This is a genomic window from Streptomyces sp. NPDC048483, assembly GCF_040651455.1.
In the GTDB taxonomy this organism is placed as follows: domain Bacteria; phylum Actinomycetota; class Actinomycetes; order Streptomycetales; family Streptomycetaceae; genus Streptomyces.
On sequence record NZ_JBEZJZ010000027.1, the window covers coordinates 1 to 17,624 of the forward strand.

General features: G+C 72.5%; 15 protein-coding genes. 5 read left to right on the forward strand and 10 right to left on the reverse strand.

Going from position 1 to position 17,624, the window contains the following annotated elements; genetic code table 11:
- Positions 1–612 (reverse strand): HAMP domain-containing protein (locus tag AB0D04_RS16675; RefSeq protein ID WP_362703443.1); only part of this gene is annotated, 612 nt, incomplete at its 3' end.
- A 6-nt stretch (positions 613–618) separates the two neighbouring features.
- Positions 619–1,272, reverse strand: a complete 654-nt coding sequence (locus AB0D04_RS16680; protein ID WP_030062975.1) for a response regulator transcription factor — start codon at positions 1,270–1,272, stop codon at positions 619–621.
- Positions 1,273–1,620: 348 nt separating this feature from the next.
- Here AB0D04_RS16680 and AB0D04_RS16685 point away from each other — a divergent pair, with 348 nt between their 5' ends.
- On the forward strand, positions 1,621–1,797 hold the full coding sequence (locus AB0D04_RS16685; protein WP_362703445.1) for a hypothetical protein: 177 nt from the start codon (positions 1,621–1,623) through the stop codon (positions 1,795–1,797).
- Between the two features lie 110 nt (positions 1,798–1,907).
- Here AB0D04_RS16685 and AB0D04_RS16690 read toward each other — a convergent pair whose 3' ends face one another.
- Positions 1,908–2,735, reverse strand: a complete 828-nt coding sequence (locus AB0D04_RS16690; RefSeq protein ID WP_362703446.1) for an inositol monophosphatase family protein — start codon at positions 2,733–2,735, stop codon at positions 1,908–1,910.
- Positions 2,736–2,812: 77 nt separating this feature from the next.
- On the reverse strand, positions 2,813–3,967 hold the full coding sequence (locus AB0D04_RS16695) for a ferrochelatase (RefSeq protein WP_362703447.1): 1,155 nt from the start codon (positions 3,965–3,967) through the stop codon (positions 2,813–2,815).
- Positions 3,968–4,186: 219 nt separating this feature from the next.
- Here AB0D04_RS16695 and AB0D04_RS16700 point away from each other — a divergent pair, with 219 nt between their 5' ends.
- The gene (locus AB0D04_RS16700; RefSeq protein WP_362703448.1) at positions 4,187–5,446 is read left to right on the forward strand and encodes an MFS transporter; all 1,260 of its coding nucleotides are present in this window, start codon (positions 4,187–4,189) and stop codon (positions 5,444–5,446) included.
- 352 nt (positions 5,447–5,798) lie between these two features.
- Positions 5,799–7,139 carry a D-arabinono-1,4-lactone oxidase gene (locus AB0D04_RS16705; RefSeq protein WP_362703449.1) on the forward strand — a complete coding sequence of 447 codons (1,341 nt, stop codon included), beginning with the start codon at positions 5,799–5,801 and terminating at the stop codon, positions 7,137–7,139.
- Positions 7,140–7,213: 74 nt separating this feature from the next.
- Here the strand turns inward: AB0D04_RS16705 and AB0D04_RS16710 are convergent, their stop codons facing one another.
- Positions 7,214–8,389 carry a hypothetical protein gene (locus AB0D04_RS16710; RefSeq protein ID WP_362703450.1) on the reverse strand — a complete coding sequence of 392 codons (1,176 nt, stop codon included), beginning with the start codon at positions 8,387–8,389 and terminating at the stop codon, positions 7,214–7,216.
- Between the two features lie 496 nt (positions 8,390–8,885).
- Between AB0D04_RS16710 and sepH the strand changes: the two genes are divergently transcribed.
- The gene (gene sepH, locus AB0D04_RS16715; protein WP_362703452.1) at positions 8,886–9,962 is read left to right on the forward strand and encodes a septation protein SepH; all 1,077 of its coding nucleotides are present in this window, start codon (positions 8,886–8,888) and stop codon (positions 9,960–9,962) included.
- 82 nt (positions 9,963–10,044) lie between these two features.
- On the opposite strand, the gene AB0D04_RS16720 is transcribed toward sepH, so the two are convergent.
- Positions 10,045–10,884 (reverse strand): sulfurtransferase, encoded by an 840-nt coding sequence (locus tag AB0D04_RS16720; RefSeq protein ID WP_362703454.1) that lies wholly within the window; start codon positions 10,882–10,884, stop codon positions 10,045–10,047.
- Positions 10,885–11,134: 250 nt separating this feature from the next.
- Between AB0D04_RS16720 and AB0D04_RS16725 the strand changes: the two genes are divergently transcribed.
- On the forward strand, positions 11,135–11,908 hold the full coding sequence (locus tag AB0D04_RS16725; RefSeq protein ID WP_362703455.1) for a VOC family protein: 774 nt from the start codon (positions 11,135–11,137) through the stop codon (positions 11,906–11,908).
- On the opposite strand, the gene AB0D04_RS16730 is transcribed toward AB0D04_RS16725, so the two are convergent.
- The 4 genes from AB0D04_RS16730 to AB0D04_RS16745 are packed head-to-tail and all read right to left on the reverse strand — an operon-like array spanning position 11,892 to position 17,501.
- The gene (locus AB0D04_RS16730; protein ID WP_362703456.1) at positions 11,892–12,596 is read right to left on the reverse strand and encodes a thymidine kinase; all 705 of its coding nucleotides are present in this window, start codon (positions 12,594–12,596) and stop codon (positions 11,892–11,894) included. The two genes, AB0D04_RS16725 and AB0D04_RS16730, sit on opposite strands and share 17 nt — an antisense overlap.
- A 56-nt stretch (positions 12,597–12,652) precedes the next feature.
- The gene (locus tag AB0D04_RS16735; protein ID WP_362703458.1) at positions 12,653–13,843 is read right to left on the reverse strand and encodes a nucleotide pyrophosphatase/phosphodiesterase family protein; all 1,191 of its coding nucleotides are present in this window, start codon (positions 13,841–13,843) and stop codon (positions 12,653–12,655) included.
- Entirely contained in the window at positions 13,843–14,436 is a 594-nt protein-coding gene (locus AB0D04_RS16740) for a DUF5998 family protein (RefSeq protein ID WP_362703460.1), read from the reverse strand. Before AB0D04_RS16740 ends, AB0D04_RS16735 begins: the two co-directional genes overlap by 1 nt.
- A gap of 38 nt (positions 14,437–14,474) precedes the next feature.
- Positions 14,475–17,501 carry a GNAT family N-acetyltransferase gene (locus tag AB0D04_RS16745; protein ID WP_362703462.1) on the reverse strand — a complete coding sequence of 1,009 codons (3,027 nt, stop codon included), beginning with the start codon at positions 17,499–17,501 and terminating at the stop codon, positions 14,475–14,477.
- Between the last annotated feature and the right edge of the window lie 123 nt (positions 17,502–17,624).

Sequence of the window (17,624 nt, forward strand, 5' to 3'; positions counted from 1 at the left end):
CTGCGACTCGAAGGCCCGGTCCAGCCGGTCCAGCATCTCGTCGAAGGTGTCGGCCAGCTCCTTGAGCTCGTCATCCGGGCCGCCCAGCTCGATCCGGCGGTGCAGATCCGAACCGGCCACCCGCTGCGCGGTACGGGTGATCCGCCCCAGCGGCGACAGCACCCGCCCCGCCATCGCATAGCCGAAGGCGAACGCGACGACGGTCAGGCCCAGGAGGGCCAGGAGAGAGCGGTTGAGCAGCGTGTTCAGGGCGAAGGCCCGCTGGTGCTGGAGGCACTCGGCGACCAGGCTGTTGAGCTGGTCGACCTCGACGGCGGAGGTCAGCCCGGGGCAGGTGGTGCTGTCGAGGCGCAGACCGACCGCGTCCACGAACTTGAACGGAAGCTGGTTGCCCGTGCTCAGGGTGTTCGCGGCCAGCATGTAGATGATCGTCAGCAGCACGATGCCGGCCATCAGGAACATGCCGCCGTACAGCAGCGTCAGCCGTATCCGGATCGTGGGGCGCAGCCAGGGGAACGGCCGGACGTTGACCGGTTTGGGGTCCCAGGTGGGTTTCGGTGGGGTTCCCGGAGGCGGCGTGTGCGCCTTGGAGAAGGACGGCAGGGAAGGCATCGCCGGTCAGATCCGGTATCCCGAGCCGGGGACCGTGACGATCACCGCGGGCTCGCCGAGCTTGCGGCGCAGCGTCATGACCGTGACGCGGACGACGTTGGTGAACGGGTCGGTGTTCTCGTCCCAGGCCTTCTCCAGAAGCTGCTCGGCCGAGACGACCGTGCCCTCGCTGCGCATCAGCACCTCCAGCACCGCGAACTCCTTCGGCGCGAGCTGGACCTCCTTGCCGTCGCGGAAGACCTCGCGGCGGTTGGGGTCGAGCTTGATGCCGGCCCGCTCCAGGACGGGCGGCAGGGCGACCGTCGTACGGCGTCCCAGGGCACGCACCCGGGCGGTCAGCTCGGTGAACGCGAACGGCTTGGGAAGGTAGTCGTCCGCGCCGATCTCCAGGCCCTCCACACGGTCGCTGACGTCACCGGAGGCGGTGAGCATCAGGACCCGGGTGGGCATGCCCAGCTCCACGATCTTGCGGCAGACATCGTCGCCGTGCACCAGCGGCAGGTCGCGGTCGAGGACGACGACGTCGTAGTCGTTGACCGCGATCCGCTCCAGGGCGGCGGCGCCGTCGTAGACCACGTCGACAGCCATGGCCTCCCGGCGTAGTCCGGTGGCCACCGCATCGGCGAGCAGCTGCTCGTCCTCGACGACGAGTACACGCACGTCGCTAGTCCTTCCTCAGGGCCCTTTTGGGCAGCACAACAGTCTCTCAGAGCCCTTCCATCCTGCCCCGAAGAGCCATAAACCGGCGGTAAGACGGGTGCGGAGGGGTGGAGGCCGGATGGCGGGCGGGTGGCAGGCGGGTGGCCGACGGGTGCCGGATGCCCGATGAGCCAGATTCCTGGACGGGTGGAGGTTTCCGTGAGGTTTGCGGTGGGGAGGACGTCTGCACACCCGCGATCACGCCCTGTTGGCGTCTTGCGACGCGTGATCCACCGCAGGGACCACGCCGTGATCGACCCGCCCGTCGGCACACCCCCGTGCCACCGACCCACGACGAGGGGGCGCACCATGGACGCGTTCACCGCAGGCATTCTGCAGCGTATAAAGAGCACCGAAGCCGATCTGGACAGGGCCCGTGAGTCGGGCGACGACTTCCTCGCCGAGGTCGAGCAGGCAGAGCTGGAGGACTTGCAGCGTCTGGCCACCGAGCATGGCGTGGAGGTCGGCGCGGCGAGCCGCGCCTGACCTTCCGGCCGCCCACGACGAGGGCGCCCCGGCACCGCAGGGCTGGTGCCGGGGCGCTCTTGTGTGTCTGCGGTGCCCGTCGGCGTGTCTGCGGGAACCGTCGGCGGGTTTCAGTCGTGCCAGGCGCCGAGCCCGTCCAGGAGCGGCTGCAGCTCCCCGAAGAGGGCCGGGGAGCCGGCCACGGTGAGCTCGCCGGAGGCGGCCTGCCCGGGGCGGCCCCCGGTGAGCGCGCCCGCCTCCTGGGCGATCAGCACGCCGGCTGCCAGGTCCCAGGGGTTGAGGCCGCGCTCGTAGTAGGCGTCCAGCCGCCCGCAGGCCACATCGCACAGGTCGATCGCGGCCGAGCCGCCGCGCCGGATGTCGCGGACCTGCGGCAGCAGCGTGCGCACCACCTCGGCCTGGGCGGCGCGGCGCTCGGCGAGGTAGCCGAAGCCGGTACCGACCAGCGCCTGGGACAGCGGCGGCGCGGGCCGGTGGCGGATGCGCTCGCCGTTGCGGAATGCGCCGCGGCCCCGTACGGCCTGGTAGGTCTCGCCGCGCACCGGGGCGGCCACGACGCCGACGACCGTCTCGCCGTCCTTCTCGGCCGCGATGGACACCGCCCAGGAGGGCAGGTCGTAGAGATAGTTGACGGTGCCGTCGACGGGGTCGATGACCCAGCGGACGCCGCTGGTGCCGTCGATGCTGACGCCCTCCTCCCCCAGGAAGCCGTCGTCGGGGCGGTGCTCGGCGATGAAGCCGGTGATCAGCTTCTCGGAGGCGATGTCCATCTCGGTGACGACGTCGATGGGGCTGGTCTTGGTGGCGGCGACGGCCAGGTCGGCGGGCCGGCCGTCGCGCAGGAGCGTCCCTGCCCGGCGGGCGGCCTCCAGGGCCAGCTCGAGGAGTTCGTCGTAGAGGGCGTCGGTCTGGACGTCGGGGTGCAGCGGGTCGGGCACGTTGCTCCTTGCTCGGGCGAGCGGTGATCGGGGGGCGTACGGGAGGGCGCGGGCGCTTCGGCGGGGCGTGCCGGTGCTTACGCCGGGGCCTGTGCGACCGGGCCCTGCCAGTCGGCGCCGGCGGCGGCCGGGCGCGGTGTGCGGGCGGGGCAGCAGCCGACGGGGCACAGGTCGTGCGAGGCTCCGAGGGCACCCAGGGCGCAGCGCTCCGGGGAGCGGCCCCGCTCGGTGGCCGCGCGCTCCAGGAGGAGGTCGCGTACGGCCGCGGCGAACCGCGGATCGGCGCCGACGGTGGCCGACCTGACGACCGGCAGCCCCAGCTCGGCCGCCTTGGCGGTGGCCTCGGTGTCGAGGTCGTACTTGACCTCCATGTGGTCGGAGACGAAGCCGATGGGGGCCATGACGACGGCGGAGGCGCCCGCGGCCTGCACCTCCTCCAGGTGGTCGCAGATGTCCGGCTCCAGCCAGGGGATGTGCGGTGCGCCGCTGCGGGACTGGTAGACGAGCCGCCAGGGGTGCTGCACACCGGTCTCCGCGTGTACGGCGGCGGCGATCTCGCGCGCGACGTCCAGGTGCTGGGCGACGTAGGCGCCGCCCTCGCCGTCCCGGGTGTGCTCCGCAGGGATCCCGGAGGTGTCGGCGGCGGCCGTGGGGATGGAGTGCGTGGTGAAGGCGAGGTGTGCGCCCTGGCGTGCGTCCTGGGGCAGTTCGGCGAGCGAGGCCAGTACGCCGTCGATCATCGGGCGGACGAAACCGGGGTGGTTGAAGTAGTGCCGGAGCTTGTCGACCTGCGGTACGGGCAGCCCCTCGGCCTGGAGGGCGGCGAGCGCGTCGGCGAGGTTCTCGCGGTACTGCCGGCAACCGGAGTACGAGGCGTAGGCGCTGGTCGCCAGGACGGCGATACGGCGGTGGCCGTCGGTGACCATGGTGCGCAGGGTGTCGGTCAGATAGGGCGCCCAGTTGCGGTTGCCCCAGTAGACCGGCAGGTCCAGGCCGTGTTCGGTGAAGTCCTTGCGGAGCGCGTCCAGGAGCTCTCGGTTCTGGGCGTTGATGGGGCTGACGCCGCCGAACAGGAAGTAGTGCTGACCCACCTCCTTGAGGCGCTCACGAGGAATGCCGCGGCCGCGGGTGACGTTCTCCAGGAACGGGACAACGTCGTCGGGCCCTTCGGGGCCTCCGAAGGACAGCAACAGCAGGGCGTCATAAGGGCGGGGATCGCACTGGTCGGGCATGTCAACGATCCTGCCACCCCTGCCGCCGCCGCGGCGGGCAGACCCCCTGAGCGGCGGGGTGGACGCAGCACCGGGGGACGGTGACGGAGAAACCGGGAGGCGGCCGACCCCGCACCGCCCGTAAGCTGTATCGGCGTCAGTCATTCCTTACCGGCTGTATCGCCCACCGTTCCACTTTTCCTCACCGAACCTCGGTCCTGACCCGGCGGAGCACCCCTGTTGCCCAGTCCCTACCGCGCCATATTCGGCCGCCCCGGCACCAAGTCCTTCTCCGCCGCCGGACTGCTGGGCCGGATGCCGCTGTCGATGATGGGCATCGGCATCGTCACGATGGTGTCCCAGCTGACCGGCCGTTACGGCCTGGCCGGGGCGCTGTCCGCAACCATCGCGCTGTCGGCCGCCGTCATCGGCCCGCAGATATCCCGGCTGGTGGACCGGCACGGCCAGCGCCGGGTGCTGCGCCCTGCCACCCTGGTCTCGCTCGCCGCGGTCGCCGGTCTGCTGCTCAGCACGCAGCAGCGCTGGGCGGACTGGACACTGTTCGTGTTCGCGGGGTGTGCGGGCTGTGTGCCGAGCGTGGGCTCGATGGTCCGGGCGCGCTGGGCGGAGATCTACCAGGGCTCGCCGCGCACGCTGCACACCGCGTACTCGTGGGAGTCCATCGTCGACGAGACGTGCTTCATCTTCGGCCCGATCCTGTCCATCGGGCTGTCCACAGCGTGGTTCCCGGAGGCCGGGCCGCTGCTGGCCGCGCTCTTCCTGGCGGCCGGGGTCTTCTGGCTGACCGCGCAGCGCCGTACGGAACCGGTGCCGCATCCGCGCGAGCAGCACGCCAAGGGCTCCGCGCTGCGTTCGCGGGGACTGCAGGTGCTGGTGGTGACGTTTGTGGCGACGGGGGCGATCTTCGGGGCGATCGATGTGGTGACCGTCGCGTTCGCCGAGGAGGTGGGCCACAAGTCCGCCGCCAGCCTGGTGCTGGCGGTCTATGCGCTCGGCTCGTGTGTGGCCGGCGCGGTCTTCGGGCTGCTGCATCTCAAGGGGCATCCGTCCCGCCGCTGGGTGGTGGGGGTCTGCGCGATGGCCGTGAGCATGCTGCCGCTCCAACTGGTGGGCTCGCTGCCGCTGCTGGCGCTCGCACTGTTCGTCGCCGGGCTGTCCATCGCGCCGACGATGGTGACCACCATGGCGCTGGTCGAAGAGCACGTGCCGCGGTCGAAACTGACCGAGGGCATGACGTGGACGAGCACCGGTCTCGCGGTCGGCGTCGCGCTCGGCTCCTCGGCGGCCGGGTGGGTCGTCGACGCCGCCGGAGCCGCCCGCGCCTATCTGGTACCGGGCACCGCCGGCGTACTGGCCGCCCTGGTCGCGTTCGCGGGCTACCGCCGCCTGCGCCCCCAACCGACCCCACCGGAACCGGGCGCCCCGGTCGCCGGGTCGGCCCCCGTCCCCGCGCGGCTGGACGACGAGACGGTCGGGTAGGCGCTGGCGTACGGAGGGAGGGGGACGGGCGTGGCTCTCCGGTCCATGGTCGGGAGCGGAACGTCCTGCTGGATGGCCGGTGGTGGAACCGGCGCGCACCCCTCTGGACCATCGACGAAGCCGTCGCCCCCTCTGGTCCATCAGCGAACCCGTCACCCCCCTCCGAATCCCCCGCCCCGCCTTTCCTGTTACCGGCGGTACGACATGTCCCGGAGCCGGGCGATTCCGGCCGGTTCCTTGATCATGTGATTCCCGTCACCCCGCCTGGATGTCGCTTCAGTGACTGACATCATGCGCTGACACCAACGGCGGCCGAACTCGGCCTGCCCGCGCGGAGGGAGGGGACGTCAGCATGGCAGCCAGCAACGCCGTAGGCGGCTCGGGAGGGCGCGGTCCCAGTGGGCCGTGGCGTAACTGGGCGGGCAACGTCACCGCCCGGCCCGCCCGGAGCGTGGCCCCGGCGAGTACCGAGGAGCTGGCGGCCGCCGTGCGCACCGCCGCCGCTGACGGACTGACAGTGAAGGCGGCCGGCACCGGTCACTCCTTCACCGCGGCGGCCGCCACCGACGGGCTGCTGATCCGCCCCGAGCGGCTGACCGGCGTACGGAAGGTCGACCGCGCGGCGGGCACGGTGACGGTGGCCGCGGGTACCCCCCTCAAGCGCCTCAACGAGACGCTGTCGGCACATGGGCTGTCGCTGACCAACATGGGCGACATCATGGAGCAGACCGTCTCGGGAGCCACCAGCACCGGCACCCACGGCACCGGCCGTGACTCGGCATCGACCGCGGCCCAGATCACCGGCCTGGAACTGGTCACCGCCGACGGCTCGGTCCTGGCCTGCTCCGCCAAGGAGAACCCGGAGGTCTTCGACGCGGCGCGGCTGGGCCTGGGCGCGCTGGGCGTCGTCACCGAACTGACCTTCGCCGTGGAGCCGGAGTTCTTGCTGACCGCCCGTGAGGAGCCGATGCCTTTCGACGAGGTGACCGGCCGGTTCGACGAGCTCGTCGCCGAGAACGAGCACTTCGAGTTCTACTGGTTCCCGCACACCGGCAGCTGCAACACCAAGCGCAACAACCGCAGCCAGGGCCCGGCCGCGCCGCCCGGAAAGATCAGCGGCTGGGTCGAGGACGAGCTGCTGTCCAACGGCGTCTTCCAGGTCGCCTGCAGCGTCGGACGCGCCATACCCGCCGCGATACCCGGCATCGCCAAGATCTCCAGCCGCGCGCTGTCGGCCCGTACGTACACCGACATCCCCTACAAGGTGTTCACCTCGCCGCGGCGGGTGCGGTTCCTGGAGATGGAGTACGCGCTGCCGCGGGAGGCCGCCGTCACGGCGCTGGGTGAGCTGAAGGCGCTGGTCGAGCGCTCGGACTTCCGCGTCAGCTTCCCGGTGGAGGTACGTACCGCCCCGGCCGACGACATCCCGCTGTCGACCGCATCCGGCCGGGAGACCGTGTACCTCGCCGTGCACATGTACCGCGGTACGCCGCACGAGGCGTATTTCGCGGCCGCCGAGCGGATCATGACGGCGCACGGCGGCCGCCCGCACTGGGGGAAGCTGCACACCCGCGACGCCGACTACCTTGCCGACGTCTATCCCCGGTTCGGTGAGTTCACCGCGCTGCGCGACCGGCTGGATCCCGAGCGCCGGTTCGCCAACGGCTACCTGCGGCGCGTCCTGGGCGACTGACGCCTACGGCCGCGATCCGGCACCCACCCCGAGGCGGGGCTGCCGGGTCGCGGCCGTTCGGGGTCCGCGTCGGTTCAGGGGGCGTCGGGCTGCGGAGCCTGCTGCTGCTCGGCGTCGTCCGGGTTCGACTGCCCGCCCTGGCCGTCGGCCGGACCGTCGCCGCTGTCGCCGCCCGTCTCGCTGCCGGAAGAGTGCCCCGGAGACGGCTCGGTCGACGGGGACGTCTCGGAGTCCGGCGAGCTCTTGCCGCCGTCGGACGGGGTCGGCGTCGGCGACTGCGTACCGCTGCCGGTGCCGCTGGGGTCCGGGGTCGGCTCGCCGGTGCCGCCCTTGTGCGTGCCGTTGCCGGTGGAGTGGCCCGGGTCCGGCGACCGGGGGCCGCTGGGCTGAGGCCGGCCGGCGGTGCCGGTGCCGGTGAGGTTGCTCAGCGTGGTGCCCTTCTGGCCGCTCGGCGTGTGCCCGGAGATTCCTTCCATGGCGGTGACGCCGCCCATGGCGAGCACGAAGACGGCGAGTGCGCCGAGCGCCGGCCGCTTCCAGCCGCGCAGCCGCGTGCCGTAGGTCGCGGCGCTGACCTCCTCGGGCCGCCCGGTGCGCCCGGCCTGACCGGTGCGCCCGGCCTGACCGGCACCGGGCAGTACGGCGGTGGTGACGGCCTCAAGCGGAGCCGCCTGCCCCAGCGCCATGGTGCGCTCGTCCAGTCGCGGCACCAGCTGTGTCCGGTCGGTGGGCCGGCCGCTGCGGGCGGCTTCGGCGGGCCGCAGCGGCCGCGTCGCCCGGGCGGACCCCGACGCGGGGTGCGCGCCCGCGGGGTCGCGGCGGTATGCCTGGGTGGCCTGCGGAAGCAGTCGGGTGCGGTCCGTGCCGGGACCGGGTGTCTTGGCGGCGACGGCGGTGACGCCGTCCGGCTCGCCCTGTTTGTCGAAGGTCGGCAGCACCATCGTGCGGGCCGCCGCCCCGGTTGTGGATCGAGGATCGGTGGAAGGGGAGCGGCGCGGCTTCGGCCGGGTGGTGACCGTCGCCTCCTTGAGCTGCTCGCCGGTGCGCCGGAACAGATGCTGGAATATCGAGCCGCCGGTCGTGGCCACGACACTGACCACACCCGCGCCGATGATGGTTCCGTAGACACCGAGCTGCCCCGCCAGATACGCGGCAACGGCCGCCGCGAGAGCACTGCTCGCGACCTGGGCGATGCTCAGGTCGATCCGCTTCCCCTTCTTCTTACTGCCGGTTTCGGTTTCTTCGTCCATCTCCCACCTTTGATAGCCCCTTCCTTCCACCTTGCACGGAGAAGTGACCTTTTGGCGAAGTGGATAGTTCCGTTTTTGAAGATTCTGTGAATCACGCCACCCTCACGTCACCCGTGACAGCGATAGAGAGATCGACAAGGCGACCCAACTCCGTTGCCGCACCAGAACTTCAGCGGCGCGGCGGTCCACTTCAGTGGCCCAAATGGAGTACTGTGGCGAGCCCTGGCCCGGGATCCCGTCCGGCTGCCCGGATCCGCGGGAGGGGCCCTGAAGGCGGCACTCGCCTCGAGGCGCCGTCGCTCGGCACGGGTGATCGGTCACCGGGCACACGGCATGGTCACCGGGCGTTGCAAACTGGTAACCGTGTCATAACGGCGTTTGAGGGCCAAGCCTCGACACGCCAGGCATTGTGGCAGGCTGCACCCGGGCAGGCCACACTCGACTAGCGGAAGCAGCGACGCACGTGACGTCGGCAGGCACCACCCGGGAGGTCCCCATGCCCGAACTGCGTGTCGTGGCCGTCTCCAACGACGGCACACGGCTGGTGCTCAAAGCTGCGGACAGCACCGAGTACACGCTTCCGATCGACGAGCGGCTGCGCGCCGCGGTCCGCAACGACCGCGCACGGCTGGGCCAGATCGAGATCGAGGTCGAGAGCCACCTGCGCCCGCGGGACATCCAGGCGCGGATACGTGCCGGGTCCTCCGCGGAGGAGGTCGCCCAGCTCGCCGGCATCCCTGTCGACCGGGTGCGCCGCTTCGAGGGGCCGGTCCTGGCGGAGCGCGCGTTCATGGCCGAGCGGGCCCGTAAGACTCCCGTACGGCGTCCCGGCGAGAACACCGGCCCACAGCTCGGTGAGGCGGTCGCGGAGCGGCTGCTGCTGCGCGGCGCCGAGAAGGACAGCGTCCAGTGGGACTCCTGGCGGCGGGACGACGGCACCTGGGAGGTGCTGCTGGTCTACCGCGTCGCGGCCGAGCCGCACTCCGCGAGCTGGACGTACGACCCGCCGCGGCGGCTCGTACAGGCCGTGGACGACGAGGCGCGGGCGCTGATCGGCGAGAGCGACGACACGCCCGAGCCGAGCTTCCCGTTCGTGCCCCGTATCGCGCGGCTGCCGCGCGACCGGCCGCTGGACCGCGCCCTGGACCGTCAGATGCCGGACCGCGGCGAGCGGGCGGAGCGGGCTGCGCAGTCGGGCGAGGAGGCCGGGCCGCGGGTCGCGGAGGAAGCCGCCGGTGAGCGCGAACGGGAGCGGGACTCGCTGACCAGCCTCCTGGAGGCGGTGCCGAGCTTCCGCGGCGACATGGTCGTGCCGGAGACCGCCAAACCGCCGCAGGACGAGGAGGCGGCGGAGGAAGAGCTGGAGGAGCCGGCCGCCCCGGCGGCGAGCGCGGGCGCGGGTTCCGCGTACGCCGATGTCCTGATGCCGCGGGCGGTGGCCGGGCACCGTGACCGGCTGACCGGGACGACGGACCGGCAGGCGGAGGCGGACGGCGTACGGCCGGGCCGCCGGGCCGCGGTGCCGAGCTGGGACGAGATCGTCTTCGGCACCCGGCGCAAGAAGCCCGAGTAGCACCCGGAATCGTGCCGCCCGCCCCCTGGCCTCCAGGGGGCGGGCGGCGTGCTGTCAGGGCGTGTACGGGCCCCGGGCGGGCTCAGCCCGGCTGCGGGCCGGTGGCCACCGGGCGGGAGGGGTCGCCGGACCATTCGCTCCAGGAGCCGACGTAGAGCGCAGCGGGGATGCCCGCCACCGCCAGCGCGAGCACCTGGTGGGCGGCGGAGACACCGGAGCCGCAGTAGACACCTACCTCGGCATCGTCGGTGGCACCCAGCGCGGCGAACCGCTTGGCCAGCTCCGATGCGTCGCGGAAGGTGGTGCCGCCCTCGACGACGTTCTCGGTCGTCGGGGCGGACACGGCGCCGGGGATATGGCCGGCGACACGGTCGATGGGCTCCACCTCGCCCCGGTAGCGCTCGGCGGCCCGTGCGTCGAGGAGGACGCCCCGGTGCGCCAAAGAGGCCGCTTCGTCCGCCGTCAGCAGCGGCAGCGCCCCCGGTGCGGGTGTGAAGTCACCGCGCGGCGGAGTCACTTTGTCGACACTCATGACCCCGCCGGACGCCTGCCATGCGGCGAGGCCGCCGTCGAGTACGCGGACGTCGGGGTGACCCGACCAGCGCAACAGCCACCAGGCGCGTGCCGCGGCCCAGCCCTGACCGCCGTCGTAGGCGACCACGCCACGGTCCGCGGTCACCCCGGCCCCCCGCATGGCCTCGCCGAAGACGGCGAGATCGGGAAGCGGGTGGCGGCCGGCCGGGCCGGGGGGCGAGGCCAGCTCGCCGTCTAGGTCGACATAGACCGCGCCGGGCACATGGCCGGCCTCGTACTGGGGGCGGCCGGGCGGACCGCCGAGCTGGTAGCGGACGTCGAGGAGCACCGGGGCGTCGGCCCCCGCCAACTCGCTCGCGAGTTCGGTAGCGGTGATGATGGCATTCATGGGACTCATCCTTGCGTAGCGATGGCTACGTACAGAAGGCAGGATCCCACCCTCCGTATGACGGAGTTGAGCGAGTTGACTCCGCCACCGAAACGGATGCAAACCAGCAAAACGGGCATTCTCCCTCGCGAACGCGCCAAGGACGGCGCGGCCGGGGCGCACAGCAGGTCACAGGGTGCGAGCATCTGCTCGGGACCCGCGCCCGTACCCCTAATGGCCAGCACCTTGATGCTCCGAGGAGTAACTGACGATGACGACCGAGGCAGCGACTCGGCGGATGCCCGGCGCGCCCTGCTGGGTGAGCCTCCTGGCACACAGCCTGTCCGCGACGCAGGAGTTCTACGGCGCGCTCTTCGGCTGGGAGTTCCGCCCGGGGCCGCAGCACTTCGGTCCGTACGCCCGTGCCTACCTGGACGGGCAGGAAGTCGCCGGAGTCGGCGAGCTGGCCCCCGACCGCCATCTTCCCGTCGCCTGGACCACTTATCTGGCGAGCGACGACGCCGATGCCACCGCCGAGCAGATCCGTTCCTGCGGCGGGACGGTGGGCGTCGGGCCGCTCGACGCGGAGGACGCGGGGCGTATGGCGATCGGCTCCGACCCCCAGGGCGCGATCTTCGGCATCTGGCAGGGCAGGTCGATGATGGGCACCGCCGTCAGCGGCGAGCCGGGCACTCCGGTGTGGAACGAACTGGTCACCCAGGAGACCGCCGTGGTCGAGCCGTTCTACGAACGGGTCTTCGGCTTCGAGTCGGAGGCCGTGGGCCCGGCCGACTTCGACTATCTGACGCTGCACATCAAGGGACATCCGGTGGCCGGCATCCATGGCGTGGGCAACGCCCCGCTGCGCGACCGGGGCCCGTACTGGATGACGTACTTCGCGGTCCCGGACACCGACGCCGCGGTGCGCCGGGTCACCGAACTGGGCGGGCGGGTGCTGCGCCCGGCGCAGGATTCCGCACACGGCCGACTGGCGACGGTGGCCGACAGCGAAGGCGCCTCGTTCACGATCATTCAGAAGCGCTGACTGCCCGCACCGGCGCGGGCTGACGGGGCGCGTCGACCGGCAGGACGTCCGGGGAGAGCGCGGCCGCGTGGGCGGTGGCGGAGGTCTGCATACGGCGGTGATGACGCCGGCAGAGCACCTCATAGCCGACCTCGGCCTGCGAGCGCGCCACATCACGGCCGGCGACATCGCCGACGACGACCTGCGCGCCCTCCACGACCATCCGGCCGTCGACGGTACGGGCATTGTGCGTGGCACGGGCACCGCACCAGCACAGCGCCTCGACCTGCAACACCTCTATCCGGTCGGCGAGTTCCACCAGGCGCTGGGATCCGGGGAAGAGCTTGCTGCGGAAGTCGGTGGTGATGCCGAATGCGAAGACGTCCAGGCCGAGGTCGTCCACGACGCGGGCGAGCTGGTCGACCTGTTCGGGGGCGAGGAACTGCGCCTCGTCGGCGATGACGTAGTCGACCCGGCCGCCGGAGGAGAGCAGGCCGACGATGTGGCTGTAGAAGTCCATCCCGTCCGCGGCCTCGACGGCCTCGGTGACCAGGCCCAGGCGGGAGGAGAGCTTGCCGTGCCCGGCCCGGTCGTTGCGGCTGAATATCAGCCCCTGCAGTCCGCGGGCCGAGCGGTTGTGCTCGATCTGCAGAGCGAGGGTGCTCTTTCCGCAGTCCATCGTTCCGGAGAAGAACGCCAGCTCGGGCATGGGAAGTCGCGGGCCTTTCGGGCTCGTGGGAAAAGGGCGGGCAAAGGCCTGAGGGGTCAGGTACGGACTTCCAGGAGGGGCACCAGCTGCTCCGACGGGGTCATCGAGCCGTGCAGTCCGACCATCGACGACTCCCCCGGCTCGCGTTCGGAGGCAATGACCGCCATGTCGGCGTGCGCGACCGCCACCACGTCACCGATCCGGCCGCGCACCCGGTCGTCGACGTGCGGGCCGAACCACCCGGCGGCGATGGCCTCTTCGCGGCCGGCGACCCACATCTGCTCGCCGAGCACCTCGCGCCAGATGGCGAGCACATCGGCGGCCGCACCCGGATGTGCGTACACATGCCGGGCCCGGGCCTCGCCGCCCAACAGGCGTACTCCGGCGCCCAGTTCCCAGTCCTCGTCGAAGTCGATCCGGGACTCGGGGTCGAAGGGGATGTCGATCATGCCGTGATCGGCGGTGATGTACAGGGCGCTGCGCGGCGGCAGCTGCTCGGCCAGCCGCTGGGCGAGCCGGTCGACGTACATCAGCTGGCCGCGCCAGGCATCGGAGTCGACGCCGTAGCGGTGTCCCTTGCCGTCGACCTCGGAGTAGTACGTGTAGACCAGCGAGCGGTCGCCGGCGGCGAGCTGCTCGGCGGCGAGGTCCATCCGCTCCTCGCCGGAGAGCCGGCCGTGGAAGGTGCCGCCGCTGAGCGCCACCTTGGTGAGCGGGGTGTGCTCGAAGTCCGGCGCGGAGACCTGGCAGGTGTGGATGCCCGCGGCGTCGGCCAGCTGGAAGACCGTCGGGTGGGGCTGCCAGACGTACGGGTCGGTCCACGGGCGCCAGCGCAGCTGGTTCATCAGCGCGCCGGTGGCCGGGTCCTCGCAGGTGTAGCCGGCCAGGCCGTGGGCGCCCGGTGGCAGGCCGGTGCCGACCGAGGCGAGGGAGGTGGCGGTGGTGGCGGGGAAGCCGGCGGTGAGCGGGCGGCCGGTGCCGTTGAACGAGCTGCCCAGGAGGGAGGTGAGGAACGGCGCCTCCTGCGGGTGGGCGCGCAGCAGTTCCCAGCCGAGGCCGTCGATGAGGAAGACGCAGGCCCGGTCGGCGGGGGCCAGGTCCATTCCGGTGGCGAGCTCGCGCAGCCCCTGGCCTGCGGTGATGGTGGGCAGCAGGTCGGCGAGCGAGCCGGTGCCGTACTGCGGAACCGGGGCGGTGAGCGGGTCGAGGGGTGCTGGTTCGGGCCAGGCGGGGGCCGTGTGCACCATCAGCGGGAGCTGGTGGTGGCCGCGGTGGCCTCGGAGAGCGCCTGGGCGAAGGCGAGTGTTTCGCGCACCGAGTCCGGGCCGTCGCCCGCCTCGCTGACCCGCAGCGAGAGGTCGTCGGCGGTGGAGGAGCCCGTATAGCCGTGGTCCGCCTCGCAGTTGGGGTCGCCGCAGCTGGCGGGCTCCAGGTCCAGGCGGGCGACGGCGCCCCAGCCGATGGTGAGGACGACCTCCCGGGGCAGCTGGCCCGGGGTGTACGACTCGGGGTTGGCGACCACGCGGCTGAGCACGACCGAGGAGATCCGGCCGAGCTTGACGGACTCGGTGGAGGTGGTGGCGTACGGCGAGGGGCTGGTGGCATCGGCGGCCTGCTCGTCGGTGTGGCTGACGATGAAGCGGGTGCCGGTCAGGACCAGGACCGTGACATGGCGGCGGACCTCGTTCGCGTCGAAGGTCGTCTCCTGGTGGACGAGGTACGACACGACCGGTTCGCCGCCCACCGCGGCCTGCACCGCCTCGGCCACGAGGGTCGGGTAATAGCCACTGCGCTCGATCGCCGCGCGCAGCCCCTGGGTCGTCGTACCGGTCTTAGCCATGGGGTCCATCTTACGGGGCCTGCCGTGCCGCGAGAGCCTCAGTAGACGGGCAGGCGGCGGGGGCCGAGGTCGGTGGTGGCAGGGGGCCGGGCCAGGCGGACGCCGGCTCCCAGGACGGAGAGGCCGTGTGGTGCGACGACGACCGGTTCGAGGTCGACGCCGACGACCTCGGGGTGGTCGTCGACGAGCCGGGAGACGCGCAGCAGCAGCTCGGCGAGCGCGGTGGTGTCCACGGGCTGCGAGCCGCGCCAGCCGAAGAGGAGCGGGGCGGCGCGGATCGACCGGATCTGGTCGGCGACATCGCGGTCGGTGGCCGGAATCAGCCGGTGGGCAATGTCGCCCAGCAGCTGGGAGGGGGCGCCGGCCAGCCCGAAGGAGAGGACGGCGCCTGCGGCCGGGTCGATGGCGGCCCGGACGACCGTGTCGACGCCGCGCGGCACCATCGCCTGGACGACCGGGCGCAGCTCTTCGGGCGAGCCGAGGAAGTCGGTCAATTCGGCGTACGTACGGCGCAGTTCGCGCTCGCCGGCGATGTCCAGGCGGACGCCGCCGAGGTCGGCGCGGTGCCGCAGATGGGGTGCGGTGGTCTTGAGGGCGACCGGATAGCCGAGCCGGGCGGCGGCGCGGACGGCGGAGTCGGGGTCGGGGGCGGGCAGGGAGGGGCGGGCGTGGATGCCGTAGCGGGCGAGTAGGGCCTCGGCGTCGGCGGCGGGCAGCGGGGCGGAGCGTTCGGGGCCTGGGGCGAGGCGGTCGAGGAGCCGGTCGATGTCGGCCCCGGTGGCCGTCTCCTGGATGTCGTCGTACTCGGGCACCCGGCCGGGCTCGGCGGCATCGCGGCGCCAGGCGGCGTAGCGGACGGCCTCGGCGAGCGCGCGGACGGCACGCTCGGCGGCGGGGTATGCGGGGATGCGGACGGGGACAGGACGGGGTCGGGCCGGAGGCGGGGGCGTGGCGTCGCGGGAGGTCTGCGGGCCGGCGGAGGGCGGGGCCGGGGGGCGTGGGGGGTAGGGAGGGTACGGGGGCAGCGGGGGTCTGGGCGAGGCCTGGGCGGGAGCGCCGTCGGGCATCTGCGCGGGGGTGCTGGGGTGGGACTGTGCCGGCGCGCCGTCCGGGGCCGACGGCTCGGCACGGGGCGCGGCCGGCGGCTCGGCGGGCGGGGCCGGCGGCTCCGGGCACTCCCCCGGTGCGGCCAGCGTCCCGGCCAGGTCGTCCATGGCGAGGTGGACGACGGCAACCGGCTTGGCCGGGTCCGCCGTGGCGGCGGAGCGCAGGGCGACGGCGAGCGCGGTGCCCTCGCTCGTGCCCGGAACGGCATCTTCCCCTTCACCCACCCAGGGGATGGCCGTGACAACGACGGCGTCGCAGCCCTCGCCCGCGAGCGACTCGGCGAGCGCGGCCCGGAAGTCGTCCGGTGTCGCCGTGGGCGCGAGCACATGGGGGCGCAGCGGACGCAGGCCTTCGGTCAGGCAGGCGTCGTACGCCAGCAGGGCGAGCGACTCGGAGTTGCCCAGGATGGCGATGCGCGGACCGGCCGGCAACGGCTGGGAGGCCAGCAGGAGTCCGGCGTCGATCAGCTCGGTGACCGTATCGACGCGGATCACCCCGGCCTGCCGCATCAGGGCGGCGACGGTGCCGTCGGGGATACGGACCGTGGGCACGGCGTGGCCGAGCGGGGCGGTGCCGTTGTGCCGGGCACCCTTGGCGACCACGACCGGTTTGACGGCGGCGGTACGGCGGGCGAGCCGGGCGAACTTGCGGGGGTTGCCGATGGATTCCAGATAGAGGATCACCACATCGGTGTCCGGGTCGTCGTACCAGTACTGGAGGAGGTCGTTGCCGGAGACATCGGCGCGGTTGCCGGCCGAGACGAAGGCGGAGATACCGGCGATGCCGCCCTCACCGGGGCCGCGCGCATGCAGCCCGCTGAGCAGCGCGATGCCGATCGCGCCGGACTGGGTGAACAGGCCGATGTGGCCCGCACCGGGCATCTGTGGCGCCAGAGAGGCGTTCAGCCGGACGGCCGGGGCGGTGTTGATCATGCCGAAGGCGTTGGGCCCGATGAGCCGCATGCCGTACGAGCGGGCCTGACGGAGCAGGGCGCGCTGCCGCTCGCGGCCCTCGGGGCCCGCCTCGGCGTAACCGGAGGAGAGGATCAGCACGCCCTGGACGCCGTGTTCGCCGCAGTCGCGGACCACGTCGGGGACACGGGCCGCGGGGACGGCGATGACCGCCAGATCGACCGGGTCGGGGATCTCCCGCAGCGAGCGGACGGCGGGTACGCCTTCGGGCTCGAGGCGGTCCATGCCCTCGGGGAAGGCGTGGTTGACGGCGTGGGCGCGGCCGGTGAAGCCGGAGTCGAGGAGGTTGCGCAGGGCGGAGCGGCCGACGCCGCCGGGGGCGCGTCCCGCCCCGATGACGGCGACCGACCCCGGGGCGAGCAGCCGCTGGACGGATCGGGCCTCGGCGCGCTGCTCGCGGCCGCGCATCACGGCCATGGACTGCTCGGTCGGTTCGAGGTCGAATTCCAGCCGGACCACGCCGTCTTCGAAGGTGCGCTTCTGGGTGTAGCCGGCGTCCGTGAACACCTTGATCATCTTGGAGTTCGCGGGCAGCACCTCGGCGGCGAACCGGCGGATGCCGCGCTCGCGGGCGACGGCCGCGATGTGCTCCAGGAGGGCGGAGGCGACGCCTCGGCCCTGATGGGCGTCCTGCACCAGGAAGGCGACCTCGGCCTGGTCGTCCTCGGGGTCCTTGGCGGGCAGCCCCTGGTCGTTGATCCGGTCGTAGCGGACCGTGGCGATGAACTCGCCGCCCACGGTGGCGGCGAGGCCTACCCGGTCGACGTAGTCGTGGTGGGTGAACCGGTGGACATCACGGTCGGACAGACGCGGGTAGGGCGCGAAGAAGCGGTAGTACTTCGACTCGTCCGATACCTGCTCGTAGAACGAGACCAGGCGCTCGGCGTCGTCAGGGGTGATGGGACGGATCTGCGCCGTGCCGCCGTCGCGCAGCACCACGTCGGCTTCCCAGTGGGTCGGGTACGCGTGGTCCGGCTGCGTCTGCATGCGGACAAGCGTACGGCGGGGCACCGACAACCGGCACGGCATGCGTACCCTCTGCCACAACGCAGGGCTGCCGGAGCATTCCCGGCAGCGTGAGAGAATGGTCTAGACAACAGTCACCCGACT

Excerpts from the sequence above, each read along its gene's own strand:
- AB0D04_RS16685 (WP_362703445.1), top strand. The coding sequence starts at position 1,621 with ATGGACGCGTTCACCGCAGGCATTCTGCAGCGTATAAAGAGCACCGAA.
- AB0D04_RS16695 (WP_362703447.1), bottom strand. The coding sequence starts at position 3,967 with ATGCCCGACCAGTGCGATCCCCGCCCTTATGACGCCCTGCTGTTGCTG.
- AB0D04_RS16705 (WP_362703449.1), top strand. The coding sequence starts at position 5,799 with ATGGCAGCCAGCAACGCCGTAGGCGGCTCGGGAGGGCGCGGTCCCAGT.
- AB0D04_RS16710 (WP_362703450.1), bottom strand. The coding sequence starts at position 8,389 with ATGGACGAAGAAACCGAAACCGGCAGTAAGAAGAAGGGGAAGCGGATC.
- sepH (WP_362703452.1), top strand. The coding sequence starts at position 8,886 with ATGCCCGAACTGCGTGTCGTGGCCGTCTCCAACGACGGCACACGGCTG.
- AB0D04_RS16720 (WP_362703454.1), bottom strand. The coding sequence starts at position 10,884 with ATGAATGCCATCATCACCGCTACCGAACTCGCGAGCGAGTTGGCGGGG.
- AB0D04_RS16725 (WP_362703455.1), top strand. The coding sequence starts at position 11,135 with ATGACGACCGAGGCAGCGACTCGGCGGATGCCCGGCGCGCCCTGCTGG.
- AB0D04_RS16730 (WP_362703456.1), bottom strand. The coding sequence starts at position 12,596 with ATGCCCGAGCTGGCGTTCTTCTCCGGAACGATGGACTGCGGAAAGAGC.
- AB0D04_RS16735 (WP_362703458.1), bottom strand. The coding sequence starts at position 13,843 with ATGGTGCACACGGCCCCCGCCTGGCCCGAACCAGCACCCCTCGACCCG.
- AB0D04_RS16740 (WP_362703460.1), bottom strand. The coding sequence starts at position 14,436 with ATGGCTAAGACCGGTACGACGACCCAGGGGCTGCGCGCGGCGATCGAG.
- AB0D04_RS16745 (WP_362703462.1), bottom strand. The coding sequence starts at position 17,501 with ATGCAGACGCAGCCGGACCACGCGTACCCGACCCACTGGGAAGCCGAC.